14 protein-coding genes, 1 other RNA gene and 1 pseudogene are annotated in these 20,543 nt (G+C 23.6%); 7 read left to right on the top strand and 9 right to left on the bottom strand.

What is annotated here, in order from left to right; translation table 11 throughout:
* Positions 1–116 precede the first annotated feature (116 nt).
* Positions 117–425 carry a Grx4 family monothiol glutaredoxin gene (grxD, locus tag AB4W63_RS00790; protein ID WP_367681124.1) on the bottom strand — a complete coding sequence of 103 codons (309 nt, stop codon included), beginning with the start codon at positions 423–425 and terminating at the stop codon, positions 117–119.
* A gap of 258 nt (positions 426–683) precedes the next feature.
* Between grxD and ssrA the strand changes: the two genes are divergently transcribed.
* Positions 684–1,053: a transfer-messenger RNA gene (gene ssrA, locus AB4W63_RS00785) on the top strand.
* An 84-nt stretch (positions 1,054–1,137) separates the two neighbouring features.
* Here ssrA and nadK read toward each other — a convergent pair.
* Positions 1,138–2,021 (bottom strand): annotated as a pseudogene (gene nadK, locus AB4W63_RS00780) (NAD(+) kinase).
* A 137-nt stretch (positions 2,022–2,158) separates the two neighbouring features.
* Here nadK and grpE point away from each other — a divergent pair.
* Positions 2,159–2,767, top strand: coding sequence for a nucleotide exchange factor GrpE (gene grpE, locus AB4W63_RS00775; protein WP_367681123.1), 609 nt, complete (start codon positions 2,159–2,161; stop codon positions 2,765–2,767).
* A gap of 142 nt (positions 2,768–2,909) precedes the next feature.
* Here grpE and ung read toward each other — a convergent pair whose 3' ends face one another.
* On the bottom strand, positions 2,910–3,494 hold the full coding sequence (gene ung / locus AB4W63_RS00770) for a uracil-DNA glycosylase (protein ID WP_367681195.1): 585 nt from the start codon (positions 3,492–3,494) through the stop codon (positions 2,910–2,912).
* Between the two features lie 250 nt (positions 3,495–3,744).
* Between ung and AB4W63_RS00765 the strand changes: the two genes are divergently transcribed.
* Positions 3,745–4,347, top strand: a complete 603-nt coding sequence (locus AB4W63_RS00765; protein WP_367681122.1) for a redoxin domain-containing protein — start codon at positions 3,745–3,747, stop codon at positions 4,345–4,347.
* Positions 4,348–4,496: 149 nt separating this feature from the next.
* On the opposite strand, the gene AB4W63_RS00760 is transcribed toward AB4W63_RS00765, so the two are convergent.
* On the bottom strand, positions 4,497–5,264 hold the full coding sequence (locus AB4W63_RS00760) for a DUF2076 domain-containing protein (RefSeq protein WP_367681121.1): 768 nt from the start codon (positions 5,262–5,264) through the stop codon (positions 4,497–4,499).
* 553 nt (positions 5,265–5,817) lie between these two features.
* Between AB4W63_RS00760 and gyrA the strand changes: the two genes are divergently transcribed.
* From gyrA to nrdB, 3 genes are all read left to right on the top strand, one after another.
* On the top strand, positions 5,818–8,358 hold the full coding sequence (gene gyrA / locus AB4W63_RS00755; RefSeq protein ID WP_367681120.1) for a DNA topoisomerase (ATP-hydrolyzing) subunit A: 2,541 nt from the start codon (positions 5,818–5,820) through the stop codon (positions 8,356–8,358).
* Between the two features lie 178 nt (positions 8,359–8,536).
* On the top strand, positions 8,537–10,825 hold the full coding sequence (nrdA, locus tag AB4W63_RS00750) for a class 1a ribonucleoside-diphosphate reductase subunit alpha (protein ID WP_367681119.1): 2,289 nt from the start codon (positions 8,537–8,539) through the stop codon (positions 10,823–10,825).
* A 78-nt stretch (positions 10,826–10,903) separates the two neighbouring features.
* Complete coding sequence (gene nrdB, locus AB4W63_RS00745) at positions 10,904–12,034, top strand: class Ia ribonucleoside-diphosphate reductase subunit beta (protein ID WP_367681118.1); 1,131 nt, start codon at positions 10,904–10,906, stop codon at positions 12,032–12,034.
* A gap of 196 nt (positions 12,035–12,230) precedes the next feature.
* On the opposite strand, the gene pta is transcribed toward nrdB, so the two are convergent.
* From pta to prfA, 5 genes are all read right to left on the bottom strand, one after another.
* Positions 12,231–14,342 (bottom strand): phosphate acetyltransferase, encoded by a 2,112-nt coding sequence (gene pta / locus AB4W63_RS00740; protein ID WP_367681117.1) that lies wholly within the window; start codon positions 14,340–14,342, stop codon positions 12,231–12,233.
* A 36-nt stretch (positions 14,343–14,378) separates the two neighbouring features.
* Positions 14,379–15,578: an acetate kinase gene (locus AB4W63_RS00735; RefSeq protein ID WP_367681116.1), complete on the bottom strand. Its 1,200-nt coding sequence runs from the start codon at positions 15,576–15,578 to the stop codon at positions 14,379–14,381.
* 544 nt (positions 15,579–16,122) lie between these two features.
* Positions 16,123–16,932, bottom strand: coding sequence for a tetratricopeptide repeat protein (locus AB4W63_RS00730; protein ID WP_367681115.1), 810 nt, complete (start codon positions 16,930–16,932; stop codon positions 16,123–16,125).
* A gap of 114 nt (positions 16,933–17,046) precedes the next feature.
* Positions 17,047–17,910: a peptide chain release factor N(5)-glutamine methyltransferase gene (gene prmC / locus AB4W63_RS00725; protein ID WP_367681114.1), complete on the bottom strand. Its 864-nt coding sequence runs from the start codon at positions 17,908–17,910 to the stop codon at positions 17,047–17,049.
* Entirely contained in the window at positions 17,907–18,992 is a 1,086-nt protein-coding gene (prfA, locus tag AB4W63_RS00720) for a peptide chain release factor 1 (protein WP_367681113.1), read from the bottom strand. The genes prmC and prfA overlap by 4 nt, the downstream gene beginning before the upstream one ends.
* 580 nt (positions 18,993–19,572) lie before the next feature.
* Here prfA and AB4W63_RS00715 point away from each other — a divergent pair.
* Positions 19,573–20,520 (top strand): ribose-phosphate pyrophosphokinase, encoded by a 948-nt coding sequence (locus AB4W63_RS00715; RefSeq protein ID WP_367681194.1) that lies wholly within the window; start codon positions 19,573–19,575, stop codon positions 20,518–20,520.
* Positions 20,521–20,543: the final 23 nt, after the last annotated feature.

Here is a 20,543-nt window from a genome sequence, read left to right as displayed (position 1 = left end):
TATTTTCTATTATCTTTAATTTATAAAGATAAGTTTTATTTAAATTAACACATATTTTTTATAAACGTATATAGAAAAAGTTTAAATTGGTAATTAATAACATTAAGAATAAAATTCTAAACAGAATCGATGTATTTTTGAAGTTCTCCATTATTAAACATTTCTAGTATTATGTTGCATCCACCAATTAGTTCTTCTTTTATCCACAATTGTGGAAAAGTAGGCCAGTTAGCATATTTTGGTAATTCTTTGCGTATATCTGGATGTTCTAAAACATCAACATAAGCAAATTTTTTTTTGCATAAAGATATAGCTTGTGCTGCTTGAGCAGAAAAACCGCATTGAGGTTTTTCAGGAGAACCTTTCATATATAGTAGAATGTTATTTTTTTTTATTTGGTTTTTTATTTTCTCGAGAGTATTCATATTTTAGAAGGATCCTTTAATATAATTTAGAATAATAAGAATGTAATTTTAAATAATAGAAGAATTGCAATTATAAAAAAATACTAATAAATTAGCAAAGAAATTCGTATAATTTATTTAAGTATAGTATAAATAGAGTGCGTTTAATCCATTATAAAAATAGTTGTATAGTGTTTTTGTAAATATATGCGTTTTAAATAAATTTAAAAAATATATAAATTAAAAAAAATATTTGGTATAATAATAGTTGCATTTTTTGGGGCTGATATTGGATTCGACAAAATAACTAAAAATATATGGTGCATGTCGAGGGTTACGGTTGCCTCGTAAAAACCGTAAAAATTTAAACGCAAACAAAAAAACAGAATACGCTTTAGCAGCTTAAAAAACTGTGTAAAGCCCTTTTACAAAAATGCTTCTTTTTCATTTTTGTGTATAAAAGGTCATATGTAAAAGATCGCATAGTTAATATTTTCTTGTAAATATTATATGCTAAAGTTTTTACAAGATTTTTTTTTGATCTATGTCTATTTTATATCAGAAAAACAATAAATTAATATAGACTAAACATGTAGAACCATAATCGTAAGTGTTTTGGACGCGGGTTCAAATCCCGCCAGCTCCATAAAACAAACATATTATATATCTTACGTTATAAGTAGATATGCGTATGTTAATACAGTTAATTTATATGATGTATATATATATATTTTTAAAAAAAATTTTTTGACCAATTTAACTTAGACCTTAAATGACTAAAGTAATTATAGTTTTTTGGATGGATCAGATACAAGTAATTAGTACTTTTCCGTATAAAAATTTTTTCTTTTATTTTTATAGGAAGAATAACTTGATTATCACAACTGATCTGTAGATTTTTATGCATATTATTTACTTTTAAACAAATATGACTGTTGCTACTAATTACTACAGGACGTGATGATAAAGTATGAGGAAACATTGGAATAAGTATTATTGCTTGTAAAGAATGTTCTAAAATGGGACCTCCAGCTGATAATGAATAACCTGTAGATCCAGTTGGAGTTGATATAATAAATCCATCTGATCGATGAGAAAAAGAAAATTTTTTATTGATATATACTTCAAAATCAATCATGTTAGATACTTTATCTGAATGTAGAATAACTTCATTAATAGCACTAAAACTTTTTTTTTTTTATCAAATTTTTTAGACAACTGTATTTTTAAAAAAAATCTTTTTTCTAGAAAATATTTTCCATTAAGTACTGTTTCTAATGTTTTTAATGCAGTATCAGGTTCTAAATCAGTCAAAAATCCTAGCTTTCCTCGATTTATTCCGATAATTTTTATATTATATGAAGATAAAACTCTAGCTGCGTGTAACATATTTCCATCTCCGCCTACGATAATAGCTAAATCGCATAGTTTTCCAATTTCTGCTAATGTACCAACAGTTTTAATGTGAAATTTCAATTTTTTTGAAACATCAATTTCGATAATTACTTCATATCCTTTCTTTAGTAACCAGTAATATAAAATTTTATGGGTTATCAAAGAATGATTATTTCTAGGTTGACCAATTATGCCAATGTAGTAAAATTGTTTGTTTACCACTTTTATTTCCTTTGTATAGGATTTATTTATAAATATTAAATTATAATAAAATTTAAAAAATTTTATATAATAATTTTTTATATCATTTAAATTTTAACTAAAAATCTATAAGTTTTTACTTTTCTAAAGGGTATTTTATGAATGATAAAAGTAAAAAAAATTATCAAGATAAAAATTTTTTAAAAAAAATGCAAAATCAGAAAACATTGCAAGAAAAAAAAAAACATGATGAGTCTATTATAGATGAAATAGAAAATATTAAAAATATTAAATATACGTCACAGAAAGTTAATGAAATTCAAAAAAAAATATTTAATATAAAAAAAGAAATTAAAAATTTAAATTTAAGACATCAAGCGAACATAGAGAACTTTGAAAAAAATTTAGGCATAGAGTTGCTTAATATTAAAAATGAATATTTAAAACGATTTTTTTTAGATTTTTTTCCTGTGTTAGACTTGTTGGATTCTGTTATATATACAGTAAAAAAAGAAAATATGTTAAAAGATCCTATTATTGAAGGAATAGTATTAACTAGAATTTTACTTTTAAAGTGTCTTTTTAAATTTGGATTAAAAAAAATAGAAGTCAGTAAAAATAGTTGTTTTGAACATAAAAAACATGAAATTAATAATCATCTTGATGGTAAAGATAAAGATTCGTACATCGTACATAATGTTGTAAAACCGGGTTATTTTTTTAACAATGAAATATTAAGAAAAGTTAGAGTAAACGTTGTTACATAAAGTCTTATTTATTAATATGTTATATATAGAATATACATATACATATACATATATATATATATATACATATATATATATATATGTATTTTAGTTTGTATTATAAAAATATTTTTTTTATATATTAGTCTTAATTTAAATTAAATTACCACACTATAATTTTTTTTTTTAGTTGTAATAATAGTTTATTTGTTTTAGAAAAATGATTACATCCTATAAATCCTCTATGCGCTGATAGTGGAGATGGATGCGATGAAGTTAATATGAAATGTTTTTTTGTGTTGATTAATGGTAATTTTTTTTTTGCAAATGATCCCCATAGTATAAAAATTATATTTTTTCTTAATTGATTAATTATATTAATAATTTGGTTTGTAAAAATTTCCCATCCAATATTAGCGTGAGACATAGGTTTTTTTTCTTCTACTGTTAAAATAGTATTTAGTAAAAGAATCCCTTGTTTAGCCCAACGAATTAAACATCCGTCAGAGTATAATTTATTTTTATTTAAATCGTTATTTATTTCTTTAAAAATATTTTTTAGTGATGGAGGAATTATAGTACATTGAGAATATACAGAAAAGGCTAAACCATTAGCTTGATTTTTATTATAGTAAGGATCTTGTCCTATGATTACTACTTTAATATTATAAAATGGTGTAAATTTAAAAGCGTTAAATATATTTTTCGCTTTAGGATATATTGTTTTTGTTAGTCTTTGTTGTTTTATAAATTTGATTAGATTTATAAAATAAGGTTTTTTTTTTCTTCTATTAAAATATTATTCCAAGAATATTTAGTATTATTCATTTTTATCAGAATAGATTCCAGTGTTAAAATATAAAAAAGGATAGAATTTAAAGTTTATATATATTTTCATATTTTATATAATTCATTATACTGTGTAATAATATTTTTTAAAAGTAAAAGCTGTAATTTGACATTATTTAAAACAATAAACATTTTATTAAGGGAAATTTATGTCATTAGTAACATTGCCCGCTCCTGATTTTACTGCATCAGCTATTTTAAAAAATGGTGATATTGTAAATAACTTTAATTTAAAAAAATTTGTAAATAATAAATATTCTATTATATTTTTTTGGCCTATGGACTTTACTTTTGTATGTCCTTCTGAATTAATATCTTTAGACAATGCTTATTCTCACTTTGAAAAACGTAAGGTTCAAATTATAGGAATTTCTATAGATTCAGTTTTTGTACACAATGCTTGGAGAAATACTGATCGTCAAAATGGAGGGATTGGACCAGTTAAATATGTAATGGTTTCTGACATAAAGAGAAAAATACAGAAATTATATGGTATAGAACATCCTATTTTAGGAGTAGCTTTACGAGCATCTTTCATAATAGACAAACATGGAATTATTCGCCATCAAGTAGTTAATGATCTTCCTTTTGGAAGAAATACTCAGGAATTTTTAAGAATAATAGATGCTATTGAACATACTGAAAAAGTTGGTGAAGTATGTCCTGCCAATTGGAAAAAAGGAAAAGAAGGTATGACTCCTTCTTCATTAGGTGTTAAAACGTTTTTAACAAAACATAGCAATAGTTTATAGTTTTTAATGTTTTATATATGTATAACATATATTTAATATGAAGTTTAAACCAGCATAGTTATATTTTTTTGCTGGTTTTATAATGATGAGTGTAAAATGTTAAATTAATTTATTTTTATTTAAATATATTTGATAGATATAAAATTTATTTACAAATCATTAAGATCGTCTATCTCGTCGTTATCACTAAACATGTCATGCGACGATAGTTCTTCTTCCGTATTATCATTATAATTATGAGGAGCAGTATGCGACGATAGTTCTTCTTCCGTATTATCATTATAATTATGAGGAGCAGTATGCGACGATAGTTCTTCTTCCGTATTATTTACATTGTTTTTATTATTATTTTGGAAATCAGTGTTATTTATGTTTTTTTCTATAATTGTATCATGTTCAATAATGTGGTCGATATGTTGTTCATTATTATTATGTTGAAATAAATTTGAAAACATATTACCTAATGCAACTCCTCCTGCTACTCCTGCTGCTGTTTTAATTGCATTTCCTAAAAAACTATCATTACTAGTATTATGAGGAGTATTATTTAATGGATTATTAATTGGATTGTTCGGGTTTGATTGATTGTGATTATAGTTTTTTTTTATTTCTGGAGTAGTATTGTTTATAGAAGAAATCGTATTATCCTTTTTATCTAATACTGAAGAAAATAAAAAATTAGGTTCTTCTTTTTTTTTATAAATTTTTTCTTGCAATTTTAATTGCGTATTTAATTTTTTAATCACACTTTCTTGAACTAAAGCTGTTTGTACTATATAATAAATAGAGTTCGGTTGGATCGATATTAAATTTTTAATGTATTTTTCAGCTTCTGTATTTCTTCCTGGAAACTTTTCTTCATTTTTTTTTAATTGATTAAATAAATTATCAATAAGATTTTTTTCTTCTTGTTTCATGAAATATATATCCTAAAATTAAATGTTAGTTGTAATTTTTAGCATGTACTAATCTAGTGTAGTTATATAGGTATGTACATATAATTATTACAGTTTCGAATATGTGTGATTTCTGTTATATAATCGCATATCATTATATTCTATAAAATACTATAAAATTATATAATTTGTTAATGTCATTTATTGTAATAGATTTGTAAAAAATAATTTGATGTTAAAAACTATATATTTTATATGTATAAATTTTTTACAAATATATCATTTTAATTAAAATAATACTATATTTATTGTTTTTTATTTTATTTAAATAAATATGTTTACTAGTATAATAAAGCATTAATAAAATATTATTAATGCTTCTATTGTTATATATATTAAATAGAATTAAATATTATACGAATATAAATGTATATGTTTCGAATAAAATAATTACTGGTAGTTAATTCTAATAAAACTTATTTTAAAATAGAAAAAATATTAGAATTAATTAATGGTATTTAATATAAATTATGTTCTTTTTTTATGTAATAAAAATGTAAAGGATAATTGTTTTATGTTAGATGATTCAAGAGAAATTAAGAAAGTAGATATTGAAAAGGAATTAGAAAAATCGTATTTAGATTATGCTATGTCAGTTATTATAGGTAGAGCCTTACCAGATGTTAGAGATGGTTTAAAACCAGTACATAGAAGAATACTATTTGCTATGAGTGTTCTGGGAAACTATTGGAATAAACCTTATAAAAAATCAGCTCGAATTGTAGGAGACGTTATTGGAAAATATCATCCTCATGGTGATTCAGCGGTTTATGATTCTCTTGTTCGCATGGCTCAAAATTTTTCACTGCGTTACATGTTAGTAGATGGACAAGGGAATTTTGGATCTGTAGATGGTGATTCAGCGGCTGCTATGAGATATACAGAAGTGAGAATGTCAAAAATAGCTTACGAATTATTGAGTGATTTAGATAAAGATACGGTCAATTTTATAAATAATTATGATGAAACAGAAAAAATACCAGATATTCTTCCTACAAAAATTCCAAATTTATTAATAAATGGATCTTCTGGTATAGCTGTAGGAATGGCAACTAATATCCCACCGCATAATTTGAAAGAAGTAATAGATGCTTGCTTAGCTTATATAGATAATAGTAATCTTAATGTACAAGATCTTATGAAATATATACCTGGTCCAGACTTTCCAACGTCAGGTATAATTAATGGACAATTTGGTATAAAAGAAGCTTATAGTACAGGTAAAGGAAAAATATATATAAGATCTTGTACACACGTAGAAGTGAATAAAAAAACTAAAAAAGAATCGATAATAATTTATCAATTACCATATCAGGTAAATAAATCTAAACTAATAGAAAAAATTGCTGAATTAGTAAAAGAAAAAAGAATTAGTGGAATAACTGCTTTACGCGATGAATCAGATAAAGATGGTATGAGAATTGTTGTAGAAATAAAGCGTGAGGCTATATCAGAAGTTATACTTAATAAGTTATATTTATTAACACAATTACAAATTTCTTTTGGAATTAATATGGTAGCATTGTGTAATGGACAACCAAAAATAATGACATTGAAAGAAATAATACATTGTTTTGTTAATCATAGAAAAAATATAGTAAGACGTCGTACTGTTTTTCAATTAAAAAAAATTATGAATGAAGCTATGGTATTAGAAGGTTTTACTATTGCTTTAGGTAATATTAAAAGAATGATACAACTTATTCAAAATGCATCTAGTTCTTTAGAAGCTAAACAAATATTACTATCTAGAAGATGGACAGTTAACAAAACAGATTTTATTAATAATATTTTAAAAAAAAATACAATACTGAAATCAATAAATATAAATCATACATTTATTAATATTAATAAAAAATATTTATTGAATGAAAAACAGGTTCAAGCAATTTTGGATTTACGATTATATAAACTAACGCATTTAGAGAAAAATAAAATTTTTAGTGAATATAAACAAATTGTTATTGAAATTCAAAAATTAGTAGATATATTAAAATATTCTGAAAACTTAATTAATGTTGTTAAAACTGAATTAAAAGATATTTCTAAGAATTTTAGAGATGATAGAAGAACAAAAATAATAGCTGATCAGTCGGATGTTACTATAGAAGACCTTATTAATAAAGAAGATGTTGTTGTAACTTTGTCTCATTCTGGATATGTAAAATATCAACCTATATCTGATTATAATGCTCAAAAAAGAGGTGGTAAGGGAAAATCTGCTACTTCAATGAAAGAAAAAGATTTTATTGCTAGTTTACTTGTTGCTAATACCCATGATACGATTCTATGTTTTTCTAGCAAAGGAATTATTTATTGGATGAAAGTATATCAATTACCAGAAGCTAGTAGACATGCTAGAGGAAAACCTATTGTCAATTTATTACCATTAAGTTATAAAGAACGAATTACAACTATTTTACCAATTAATAAATATAATCATGGTATAAACATATTTATGGCAACAGCAAACGGAGTAGTAAAAAAAACAAGATTGTCAGAATTTAAACGTCCAAGGAATAAAGGAATTATTGCAATAAATTTACGAGATGATGATAAATTAATTGGTGTTGCATTAACAAGTGGAATAGATCATGTGATGTTGTTTACAAAGAAAGGAAAAGTAGTACGTTTTGCTGAAGATAAAGTTAGAACTATGGGAAGAGTAGCATCTGGAATAAAAGGAATAAAACTAGATGACAAAGATACAGTAGTTTCTTTAATAATCCCACGTGGATCTGGAAATATTTTAACTGTTACTGAAAATGGATACGGAAAACAAACAAAATTATCAGAATTTCCTGTAAAATCGCGTGCTACAAAAGGTGTTATTGCAATTAAAATAACTAGTAAAAATAAAATAATGATAGGTGCGATACAAGTTGTAAAAAACAATCAAATTATGATTATAACCAATGCTGGTACTTTAGTAAGAACTAGGATTTCAGAAGTATGTGTCTTAGGAAGAAATACACAAGGAATAATATTAATAAGAACTACTTCTAAAGAAAAAGTGGTAGCTTTACAAAAAGTAAATGAATCTATATTAGATTAATTAGTTCTATAATTATATGTATAACACACAGTAATAAATTAATAATTCGTTATATAAAACTATATAATTTTAAGAATAATAGAATTTCTAATTTTATTATTTATGCGTAATTATTTTAATAAAAATTATTATGTTTATTTTTATTAGTTAAAACGAAAAAAGTATGGGTATATGTTATATGAATGATAGTTTATTTGTAACTAAGCGAAGTGGTAGAAAAGAAACAATTGATTTAAAAAAAATTAATCAAATATTAAATTGGGCTTCAAATGGTTTAAAAAATATTTCTTTATCTAAAGTTATATCTCGTTCTAAAATACAGTTTTATAATGGGATACAAACCATTAAAATACATGAAATAATGATAAAATCATCTGCAGATTTAATTACGGAAGATGCTTCTGACTATCAGTTTTTAGCTGCTAGATTAACTATTTTTTATCTTAGAAAAAAAGCATATGGTCAATTTCAACCTCCTTCATTATATGATCATGTTAAAAATATGGTAAAAAAGGGGAAGTATGATAAGCATTTATTAGAAGATTATTCTAAAGATGAATATTTAGTTATGGATGCATGTATAGATCATTATAGAGATATGAATTTTTCATACGCTGCTGTTAAACAATTAGAAGGAAAATATTTAATTCAGAATAGAATTACTGGAAAGATTTATGAAAGTGCTCAGTTTTTGTATATGCTTATAGCAGCTTGTTTGTTTTCTACTTATCCTAAAATTACTAGAATGATGTACATAAAAAAGTTTTATAATGCTATTTCTACGTTTAAAATTTCTTTACCTACTCCTATTATGTCAGGAGTAAGAACTCCAATACGTCAATTTAGTTCTTGTGTTTTAATAGAATGTGACGATAGTCTTGATTCTATTAATTCAACGGCTAGTGCTATTGTAAAATATGTTTCTCAAAGAGCTGGTATTGGAATAAATGTAGGAAGAATTCGTGCTATAGGTAGTCCTATTAGAAATGGAGAAACATTTCATACTGGTTGCATTCCATTTTATAAATATTTTCAAAGTGCAATTAAATCTTGTTCTCAAGGTGGAGTAAGAGGAGGAGCAGCAACTTTATTTTATCCTATTTGGCATTATGAAGTAGAAAGTTTATTAGTTTTAAAAAATAATAGAGGAATTGAAGAAAATAGAGTTCGACACGTAGATTATGGGGTTCAAATAAATAAATTAATGTATGAAAGAATTTTATCTGGAGAAAACATTTCGTTATTTAGCCCAGCAGATGTTCCAGATTTATATAATTCTTTTTTTTGTAATCAAAAAAAGTTTAAAAAATTGTATTTGATATATGAAAAAGATAAAAATATAAGAAAAAAGTGTGTAAAAGCTACCGATTTATTTTCATTAATTTTGAATGAAAGAACTTCAACTGGTAGGATTTATATACAGCATGTAGATCACTGTAATTCACATAGTCCTTTTAATTCTGATAAGGCTCCTATTCGTCAATCTAATTTATGCTTAGAAATATTATTGCCGACTAAACCTTTAAATGATTTAAATGATGAAAATGGAGAAATAGCATTATGTACATTATCTGCGTTTAATTTAGGAAAAATAAAAAAAATAGAGGATTTAGAAGATATAGCAAATATAACTGTAAGGGCTTTAGATGCTTTGTTAGATTATCAAAATTATCCTATCATTGCTGCTAAAAATAGTGCAATAGGAAGAAGGGCTTTAGGTATAGGAGTAACTAATTTTGCATATTATCTTGCAAAAAATAATGTGCGATATTCTGATGGTAGTGCAAACAAATTAACTCATAATACTTTTGAAGCTATTCAATATTATTTATTAAGCGCTTCTTCTCAATTAGCAAAAGAAAGAGGATCATGTAGTTTATTTCATGAAACTAATTATTTTAGAGGTTTATTACCAATAGATACGTATAAAAAAAGTGTAGATGAGATATGTAATGAGTCATTAAAATTTAATTGGGAATCTTTAAGGAAAAAAATAAAAAAATATGGATTAAGAAATTCTACTTTATCAGCGTTAATGCCGTCAGAGACGTCGTCTCAAATTTCTAATTCTACCAATGGAATAGAAGCTCCAAGGGGATTTATTAGTATTAAAACTTCAAAAGATGGAATATTAAAGCAAGTTGTTCCAGATTATGAAAAATTAAAAAATAAATATGAACTATTATGGAGTATACCTAACAATCTTGGGTATTTAAAGTTAGTTGGAATCATGCAAAAATTTATAGATCATAGTGTTTCTACTAATACTAATTATGATCCAGAATTATTTTTAAATGGAAAAATTCCTATAAGACACTTGTTAAAAGATTTATTAATTGCTTATAAATTTGGGTTAAAAACTTTATATTATCAAAATACACGTGATAGAGCAGGAGAACTGGAATTAAAGAATAAAAAAAGCATTGAATTTTTTGATCATTGTGATAATGGTGCATGTGTTATATAAAGTGTAAGTTATAAGTTTTTAGTAGTATATATTTATTTTGTAAGATAATATTTAAACATATAATTGGTTATTAATTTTATGAAATATTCTACTTTTTCAAAAAAAAACAACAATCAGTTAAAGGAACCAATGTTTTTTGGGCAATCTGTCAATATTTCTAGATATGACCAACAAAAATATGAAATCTTTGAAAAAATAACAGAAAAACAGTTATCTTTTTTCTGGAGACCAGAAGAAATTGATTTATCTAGAGATAAAATTGATTTTGAAAGGTTATCTAAACAAGAAAAGCATATCTTTTTAAGTAATCTAAAATATCAAACTTTGTTAGATTCAATTCAAGGAAGAAGTCCTAATGTTGCTTTTTTGCCAATAGTATCTATTCCAGAGTTAGAGACTTGGATAGAAACATGGTCTTTTTCAGAAACAATTCATTCTAGATCGTATACTCATATTATTCGAAATATAACTAATAATCCTTCTAGTATATTTCAGGACATTATTGTTAATCAACATATTTTAAATAGAGCTATAGATATTTCACGTTATTATGATGAGTTGATAACAATGACTCATTATTGGCAGCTTTTAGGAGAAGGAAAACATACTATTAATGATAAAATATTAAAAGTTAGTTTAACTGAATTAAAAAAAAAACTATATTTGTGTTTAGTTAGTGTAAATGTATTAGAATCTATAAGATTTTATGTTAGTTTTGCTTGTTCTTTTGCCTTTGCAGAAAGAAAGTTAATGGAAGGTAATGCTAAAATAATTAGGCTTATAGCTAGGGATGAATCATTACATTTAACTGCTACTCAGTACATGATTAATATTATATCAAAATTTGATATACATGAAGATATGTATAAAATTGCTAGTTTATGTAAAAATGAATGTTATTTAATTTTTAAAAATGCAGCTAATCAAGAAAAAATTTGGGCTAAATATTTATTTAAAAATGGTTCGATGTTAGGATTAAATGCTAGCATTTTATGTAAATATATTGAATATATAACTAATATTAGAATGAAATCAGTTGGGTTTAAATCAATATTTCCTACTTGTTCTAATCCTATTCCATGGATTAATTCTTGGTTAATGTCGGATAATGTGCAGGTAGCACCTCAAGAATCAGAAATAAGTTCTTATTTGGTAGGGCAAATTGATTCTAATTTAAATAGTGCTGAGTTCAAAAATTTTAAATTATAGAAAATTAATGAATTATTAATAATAAATATAATTTAGTTGTATTAGATATTTTTATTTTTTTAATATGTTTAAAGTATACTTTAAATAAACATAATATTTATTTTTTTATTTTTTTAAGTAAATAATTTTTGTCTTAAATAAAATTTAATAATATTTTTATATAAATATTTTTAATTTTTTATATATATATATTTTATTAATTTAAATATGATTGAATTGCTGTTATAGCTGTTGTGTATACTATATCTTGTATTGAAGATCCTCTAGAAAGATCATTTACTGGTTTTTTTAGACCTTGTATTATTGGTCCTATCGAAATTATGTTATTAGATTGTTGAACTGCTTTATATACAGTATTTCCAGTGTTTAAATCTGGAAAAATAAATATAGTTGCTTTTCCAGATACTAATGAATGTGGAATTTTTATTTTTCCTATTTTATAATTTATTGCTGCATCATATTGAATCGGACCTTCAATAATAAGACTAGGATGACTTTTTTTTACTATCTGTATAGATTTTTTTATTATTTCAACAGAGCGTCCTTTTCCTGAATTACCAGTAGAATAAGAAATCATAGCTATAATAGGAGTTATTTTAAATTTTTTAGCAGTATTAGCTGATTGTATAGCTATTTCTGCTAATTGATATTCGTTAGGTGAAATATTAATAGCACAATCTGCAAAAATAAGTACTTTTTTTCTAAATAACATAAAAAAAATAGATGAAATTAAAGATTTTTCTTTATTTGTTCTGATTAATTGAAATGGTGGTATAAGTGTATTTGCAGTAGTTTGTTTTATTCCTGCTACAATACCATCAATTTCATTTTGTTCAAGCATTAAAGTAGATAAAACCATATTGTTTTTTATATCATAGCTAGCTTTTTCTAGATTCATTCCTTTATGTTTACGTAATCGAATTAAATGATTAATATATTTTTCTCTTATAAAATTAGGATTAATAATTTTTATTTTTTTGTTAATTAAAATATGCATTTTTGATGCAGTTTTATATATTTTGTTTGGATCTCCTAATAATATACAAGAAGCTATATTTTGTTGAGTACAAATATTTGCGGATTGAATTATTTTTTCTTCTTCACCTTCTGTATATAGAATAGTTTTATTTAAACTAGAACACATTTTTGTTAAGAAATATTTAAATTCTATAGCAGAATAGTTTAACGGTAATGTTTTATTTTTTTTGATATTGTTTATATGTATCATGTTATGAAGGTAGGTAGAAATATATTTTTTTATATTTTCAATGCATATATTGTTTAGATTAATTTTTTTAAAGTTTAAATTTACTAGTTGAAATACTAGTTTAGATACGTTTATTTCTGAATATAAAAAAGAAGGATTTGTATCAAATTTTTTATAATAGTAATTTTTTACATATAAATTATGTTTTTTATTAGCATTTACTAATAAAACAATAGATTTATTTAATTGTTCGCATAAATTATTGATATTAATTTTTCTTTTTAAATCGATAATGAATAACGTATTTTTTTTATGAGCACAGTTTAGTGTTATTTTTTCATTATCTAAAATCATTATAGAACTTATAGGCGTAATATTGATATTTTTAATATTGAAAACTTTAATATGTAGTATTGAACATAATTTTTTTAAAGAAATAGAGAATAATTTAACATTCCATGGTATAAAAGAAATATTTTTACATATTGATAAATTGTGAATTTTAGGAATAAGAGTGTTTAATTTTATTTTTTTAATTTTGTTATTATTAATAATATTTACTATACTATTAGGATAGTTTATTTTATTAATAATCAATCCTTGTACTTTCATTGTAGTGTTACTTTGTATTATATTATTAATATAATCTATTTTTTCTTTGATATAATTTGAATTATTTTTTTTTAAATCTGTAACAAAAATAATATTTGCTTTTATTTCATTAGCAATTTTGAGATTTAATACAATATTTATATTATCTAAATTTTCGTTTTCTTCAACTCCTTCTATTAAAAAAGTTTTTTTTTCAGTTTTATGGTTTCTATATTTTTTATATATTATTTCCATAAAATTAGAAAAATTTTTTTTTGTTTTTAAATCAGTGATTTTATTTATAACAATAGAATTAATAGTAGTACATAATTTGTTTTTTTTTATTATTAGTGTAGTTGAAGATGATGTTTTTTTATTTTTTTTAATTGTAAAAGGTTTGAAAAAAATAAAGTCATTATTTTTTTTTTTGATGGAATTAATAAGTCCTAGACTTATAGTTGTTAAACCAACGTTATAACCTATTGGAATTAACATAATAGTGTTATTCATATTGTTAATATTAACTTTTAGTGAGATTTAAATACATTAAATTATTTTAGATGTTTCTCGAGCTATAGCTATTTCTTCTTCTGTTGGAATAACTAGTATAGGAATGCTGTTTTTTTTATTAATAAATCGTGCTTTTTTAGTTTCTTGATTGTTATTGCAATCATCGTCTATGAATAAACCTATTATAGATAATCTTGAAATAGTTAATTTTCTTACTAGAGTAGAGTTTTCTCCAATTCCTCCAGTAAAAACAATAGCGTGTAAATTTCCTTGAATAGCACAGGTGTATCCGCTTATATATTTAGCTAGTCTATAACAAAAAATATCTATAGAATTTTTAGCATCTTTATCAATAAAATAATTTTTTTCAGAGTAACGTAAATCACTAGTTTTTTTATTTATAGCTTTAATTCCAGATTGTAAAGTAAGTATATGATAAATATCATGCATTTTTATTTTTAAATTTTTATGCATATAAAATATTATAGCCGGGTCTATGTCTCCACTTCTAGTTCCCATTACTAGACCTTCTAGAGGAGTTAATCCCATAGAAGTATCTATGCTTTTTCCCTGGCAAATTGCTGTTATGGAACATCCTCCACCTAAATGACAAGTAATGATATTTGAAGTGTTTTTAGGTTTTTTTAACATTATAGTAGCTTGTTCATATACATAACTATGACTAATTCCATGTGCTCCATATCGTTTTATTTTTTCTTTTTTATAAAAATAATAAGGGATAGCATACATATGAGCTATGAGCGGAATAGTTTGATGAAACGATGTGTCAAAAACAGCAACATTTTTAGTAGCAAGAGAAGGAAAAATTTTCATAGATAATTGTATTCCTAAGAGATTAATAGGATTATGTAAAGGAGCAAAGCAAGACATATTTTTTATATTTTGCATGACCAAATCATCTATAAATACAGCAGCTTTTTTTTCTTCTCCACCATGAACTACTCGATGAGATATAAATTTAAGATTATTTGAAAAATGATTGTGTTTTAATATAATTTCAGAAAACATAAAATTCAATGCGGTTTTATGATCACTATATTGTTTTAAAGCGCATTTATGACTATTTTCGTATATTGTCCAAGAAATAGAAGGATTTTGTAAAGTTAGGCGGTCTGCTAAACCAAAAAGATGTTTTGTATTGTTATTTATATCTATAATAGAAAATTTTATAGAAGAACTTCCGCAATTAAGAACAAGAATAAGTGTGTTTTTCATAGTAGTCTAGTTTAATTTATGTAAATAAAAAATAATATTTATTATAGAAATTAACTATTTTTAGAGTCTTAAAAAAAAATAACTCTAATATATTAGAGATAATATATTTATATTTATCTTTTAAAAACAATAATAAAATTTTAAATTTATAAATATATGAATTAATTTTACGCACTATATTAATAGTATTTCAATTAATATAAATTATTTCAACTTAATTAATACAATATAAGTATAAGTAATAAAAATAAAACATTTTTTAAAATAAACAAATAACAATTTTAAATTGTATATTGCTTATATAAATATATATTATATTAGTTAATAGAAAATTAACTAGTTTTTTAGATAAATATATAATAAATTTATTACAATGTAAGTATATACAGGTTTTTTTAATTACTATTTAAAATAGAATTTTAAAAAAGTTAAATAGAAATATTAAATGTTTAATATTATGGAATAAATGCATAAATATTGTGTTTTTTTTATTAATACATAGTGTTTAATAAACAAGAATATTATATTTTTAAATGTTGATACTTTAATGAAAATTTGTTTTTTTTTGTTCAATAGTATGGATTTGTATTTTTATTAATTCACTTATAGGATCATCTGGACATTTTTCAATAAAATAATTTAAGTCTTGTAATGATGCGTTATAACATTCTAGTTGAGCATAAATTAATCCTCTATCACGAATTTCATATGGATTATTTGGATTTATTTCAAGTAATACATTGCTTGTGTTTAACGCTAATTCCATTTTTTTTTCTTCTATTAAAGATGTTTTAAGAGTATTTAATAATTTTTTTAAAATTAAAATAGGAGTTGATTCTTCTAAATCTGATTTTTTTAGTTCTGATGTTGGGCTAATATTTCCTTTAATCCACATATCTAATGTTCGATGATTTATAGTTTCTCCATCTAGTGGATTAAAATACCAAGTACATTTATCTGAATAAAAGTATTTTAAAATTAATTGAGTAGGAAATAATATAGGAGTTAATGTTAAATCAATTTCTTCTGCAATATGCATCAATAATATCCCTAAAGATAATGCTATTCCTTGACGTGTTTTTAGTACTTTATCAATCCATAACATATCAGATAGTTGGTATTTTTTTTTCGCTCCTCCAAATTTCCATCGAAAAAAAAATAGATCAAGTAATTTTTTTACTTGCAATTCACTTATAGTTTCTACTAAAACGTATATTTTTGCTTCTTTTATTTTATTTCTTATGTCAGATAATACGTATGAAGAGGAAAAATTTTTATCTATTTTTTTCAATGCGTGGATTATAGTATGCAAAAGTGAAGATTTAGAGAAATCAATATTTGAAAATGATAACATTTTTTTCCTAATAATAGTAATATGTAGTTATTTTCAATTATTATTAAATTTTAAAAGTAATTTAATAAAATGTATGTTATTTTTTATTATTTAAATAAATGTATAAATTTTTAATTATAAATTCTTATTAATATGTTTATTATATTGTATATGTGGTTTATTTCCAATAGTTATTCTATAGTTTCCTCCATAATCTTTGTAAGATTGAACATATAAAAAACCATTTTTTTTAAATATTTTTTGTACTTGATTTTTTTGTTGAAATCCGTGTTCAATAATTATCCATCCTTTTGAATGTAAATATTTTTTTGCATTACTAATAATTATATTTATATATCCTAGTCCTGTTTTTGGAGAATATAGTGCTATTTTTGGTTCAAAATATAGTTCTTTACTAAGATTTTTAAATTCTTTTTTACTTATATAAGGAGGATTACTTACAATCATATGAAATTTTTTTTTTATAGTAGAAAACCAATTGCTAATAAAAAACGTAACGTTATTAATATTAAGTTTTTTAGAATTATGTTTTGCCATTAGAACAGCGTTTTTATCTATATCTACTCCAGTAACAAAATAATTATTGTTCATGCTTGCAATAGATAAAGCAATGTTTCCACATCCAGTACCTAAGTCTAATATGTTAGATTTTTTATTTCCTAGAAGAAACAATGATTTTTCTATTAAAATTTCTGTATCTGGTCTAGGTATTAAGGTATGTATAGATATATTGAAATTAAAAGACCAAAATTCTTTCTTTTTAGTAATATAAGCAATAGGTTCTAGTAAATATCTTCGTATAAGTAACTTTTTTAAGTGTTGTATTTCTTTACATGTTATTTTTTTTTTTTCATGAAGTATAATATACTTTTTATTTATTTTTAATACATACATTATAAGTAACTTTGAGTCTAGTTGTGGAGAACTAACATGTGATAGTTTTATAGTAGATTTTTGAATCCATTTTTTTATATTCATAATGTATCTTTAGATAAAGAGTGTATAATATTAGCGTTATACTGTTCTTGTAGTGGCTGGATAAGTAAATCTAGTTTTCCGTTCAAAATTTCATTTAAAGAATATAAACTTAAATTTATTCGATGATCAGTAATTCTATTTTTATGAAAGTTGTAAGTTCTATTTCTATCAGATCTTTCTCCGGTTCCTAGTAAATTTTTTCTAGTTAAAGCATTTTTTTGATTTTTTTTTTCTTGTTCTAAAGCGTTGACTCTTGCTGTTAGTATTGATAAAGCTTTAGCTTTGTTTTTATGTTGTGATCGCTCATCTTGACATTCTACTGTTTGTCCAGTTGGAATATGTGTAATTCTAATAGCTGAATCTGTTGTGTTAACATGTTGTCCTCCTGCTCCAGATGAACGAAAAGTATCTATTTTTAAATCTTTTGTTTTAAGATTTATTCTTTCAGATTTAGGTAATTCAGGCATTATAGCAACAGTACAAGTAGAAGTATGTATACGACCTTGAGATTCTGTTTTAGGAATTCGTTGAACTCTGTGTCCTCCAGATTCAAATTTTAATTTTCCAACTACTCCTTTTCCTCGTATTCTAGCTATTATTTCTTTAAATCCTCCTTGTTCTCCTTCGCTAATGTGAATTATATTTGTTTTCCATAGACATAAATCTGCGTATTTTGTATACATTTTAAATAAATCACCAGCAAATATAGCTGCTTCGTTTCCTCCAGTAGCGGCTCTAATCTCTATAAAACAACTATGTTCATCATTAGGATTTTTAGGGATTAGTAATTTTTTTATTTTTTTTTCTATTTTTAAATATTTTTTTTTTAATATTTTTAATTCAGATTCAGCTATAGATTTAAGTTCTTGATCGTTTAATAATAGTTCGGTTTTTTTTATTTCTTTTAACGTTTTTTTCCAGTTTAAAAAGTTTTCTATCAAATTTGAAATATTAGCATATTCTTGAGATGTTTTTTTAAAATGGTGCTGATTTTGAATAATATTTGAATCAGATAGCATAATTTCTAATTCATGATAACGTTTTTTTATTTCTTCTAGTTTTTTTATTATAGAAGGATGCATCGTTGTTATATACCTTAAATTTTATTGTGATCAGTTTAACTAAATTGCATTTAGTACGATTTTTACTTATATAGATCGTAGCAGATTCATGGTAACAATGATTTTTATATAAATATATGCAATATATATTACATATTTTATTGTTTTTAATTTTTTTAAAGAATAATTATATTTTTAAAATTAATTTTAAGTAAATATTAAATTTAGTTTAAAATAAATGAAATAATGAATGGAAAAGATAGTAATTTCAAAAAATATAAAAATGTGATGTTATATAAACATGAATAAACATTATCTAAAATTTGTAAAAAATATTTTATGATATAAAACATTGTATACGATATTTTACATTAGTAACATATTTTATATTTAATTATGAAAGATAACATTTTATTATATGTATTTTAAGTTTATTTTTATTTTTTTATAAGTGTTTAATTCAAAATAAACAATTTAGATTAAGATTTTTTATAGATAGTTAATAAAAAACAAAATTTTGTTTTATAGTTAGAATAATTAAAATAATTTTTTAGTAGAGTGTTAAATTAATTAAATACTAGTTTAAACGTCAAGAGGTTTTATATATAAAATGAAACTATTTTCTGGAAATTCTATTCCAAATTTAGCTAAATCAATTGCTACGTGCTTGTGCACTACATTAGGACGCGCAGTAGTTAGTAAATTTAGTGATGGAGAAATTAGTGTTGAAATTAATGAAAATGTAAGAGGTAACGATGTTTTTATAATTCAGTCTACTTGTTTTCCTACTAACGATAATTTTATGGAATTAGTTGTTATGGTAGATGCATTAAGAAGAGCTTCAGCAGGAAGAATTACAGCAGTAATGCCTTATTTTGGATATTCTAGACAAGATCGTAGGGTTCGTTCTGCCAGAGTTCCTATAACAGCCAAAGTAGTAGCTGATTTTTTATCTAGTGTAGGAGTAGATAGAGTATTAACTGTTGATTTACATGCAGAACAAATTCAAGGTTTTTTTGATATTCCAGTAGATAACGTTTTTGGGAGTTTAGTGCTTTTAGAAGATATTGTTAAAAAAAAGTTAAATAATCCTATAGTTGTTTCACCGGATATAGGAGGAGTAGTACGTGCTAGAGCGATTGCTAAGTTATTAAATGATGTAGAAATGGCTATTATTGATAAAAGACGTCCTAATACTAATTTATCTCAAGTTATGCACGTAATAGGGGATGTATCAAAAAAAGATTGTGTGTTAATAGATGATATTATTGATACAGGGGGCACTTTATGTAAAGCAGCAGAAGCATTAAAGGAAAGAGGAGCTAATCGTGTTATTGCTTATGCTACTCATCCTATATTTTCCGGACAAGCTTCATTGAATTTAGACAAATCCATTATAGATGAAGTTGTTGTATGCGATACAATTCCTCTAACAGAAAAAATAAAAAAAATTAATAAAGTTCGTACTTTAACGTTGTCATCTATGTTAGCAGAAGCTATCCGTAGAATTAGTAATGAAGAATCTATTTCCGAAATGTTTGAGCATTAATTATTTTAATAGTGATGATTAAT

Origin of the sequence: Buchnera aphidicola (Anoecia corni) (assembly GCF_964056675.1) — a bacterium.
In the GTDB taxonomy this organism is placed as follows: Bacteria; Pseudomonadota; Gammaproteobacteria; order Enterobacterales; family Enterobacteriaceae; genus Buchnera_E; species Buchnera_E aphidicola_B.
The sequence above is the reverse complement of the archived record's forward strand: the minus strand, read 5'-3'. Positions and strand labels throughout refer to the sequence as shown.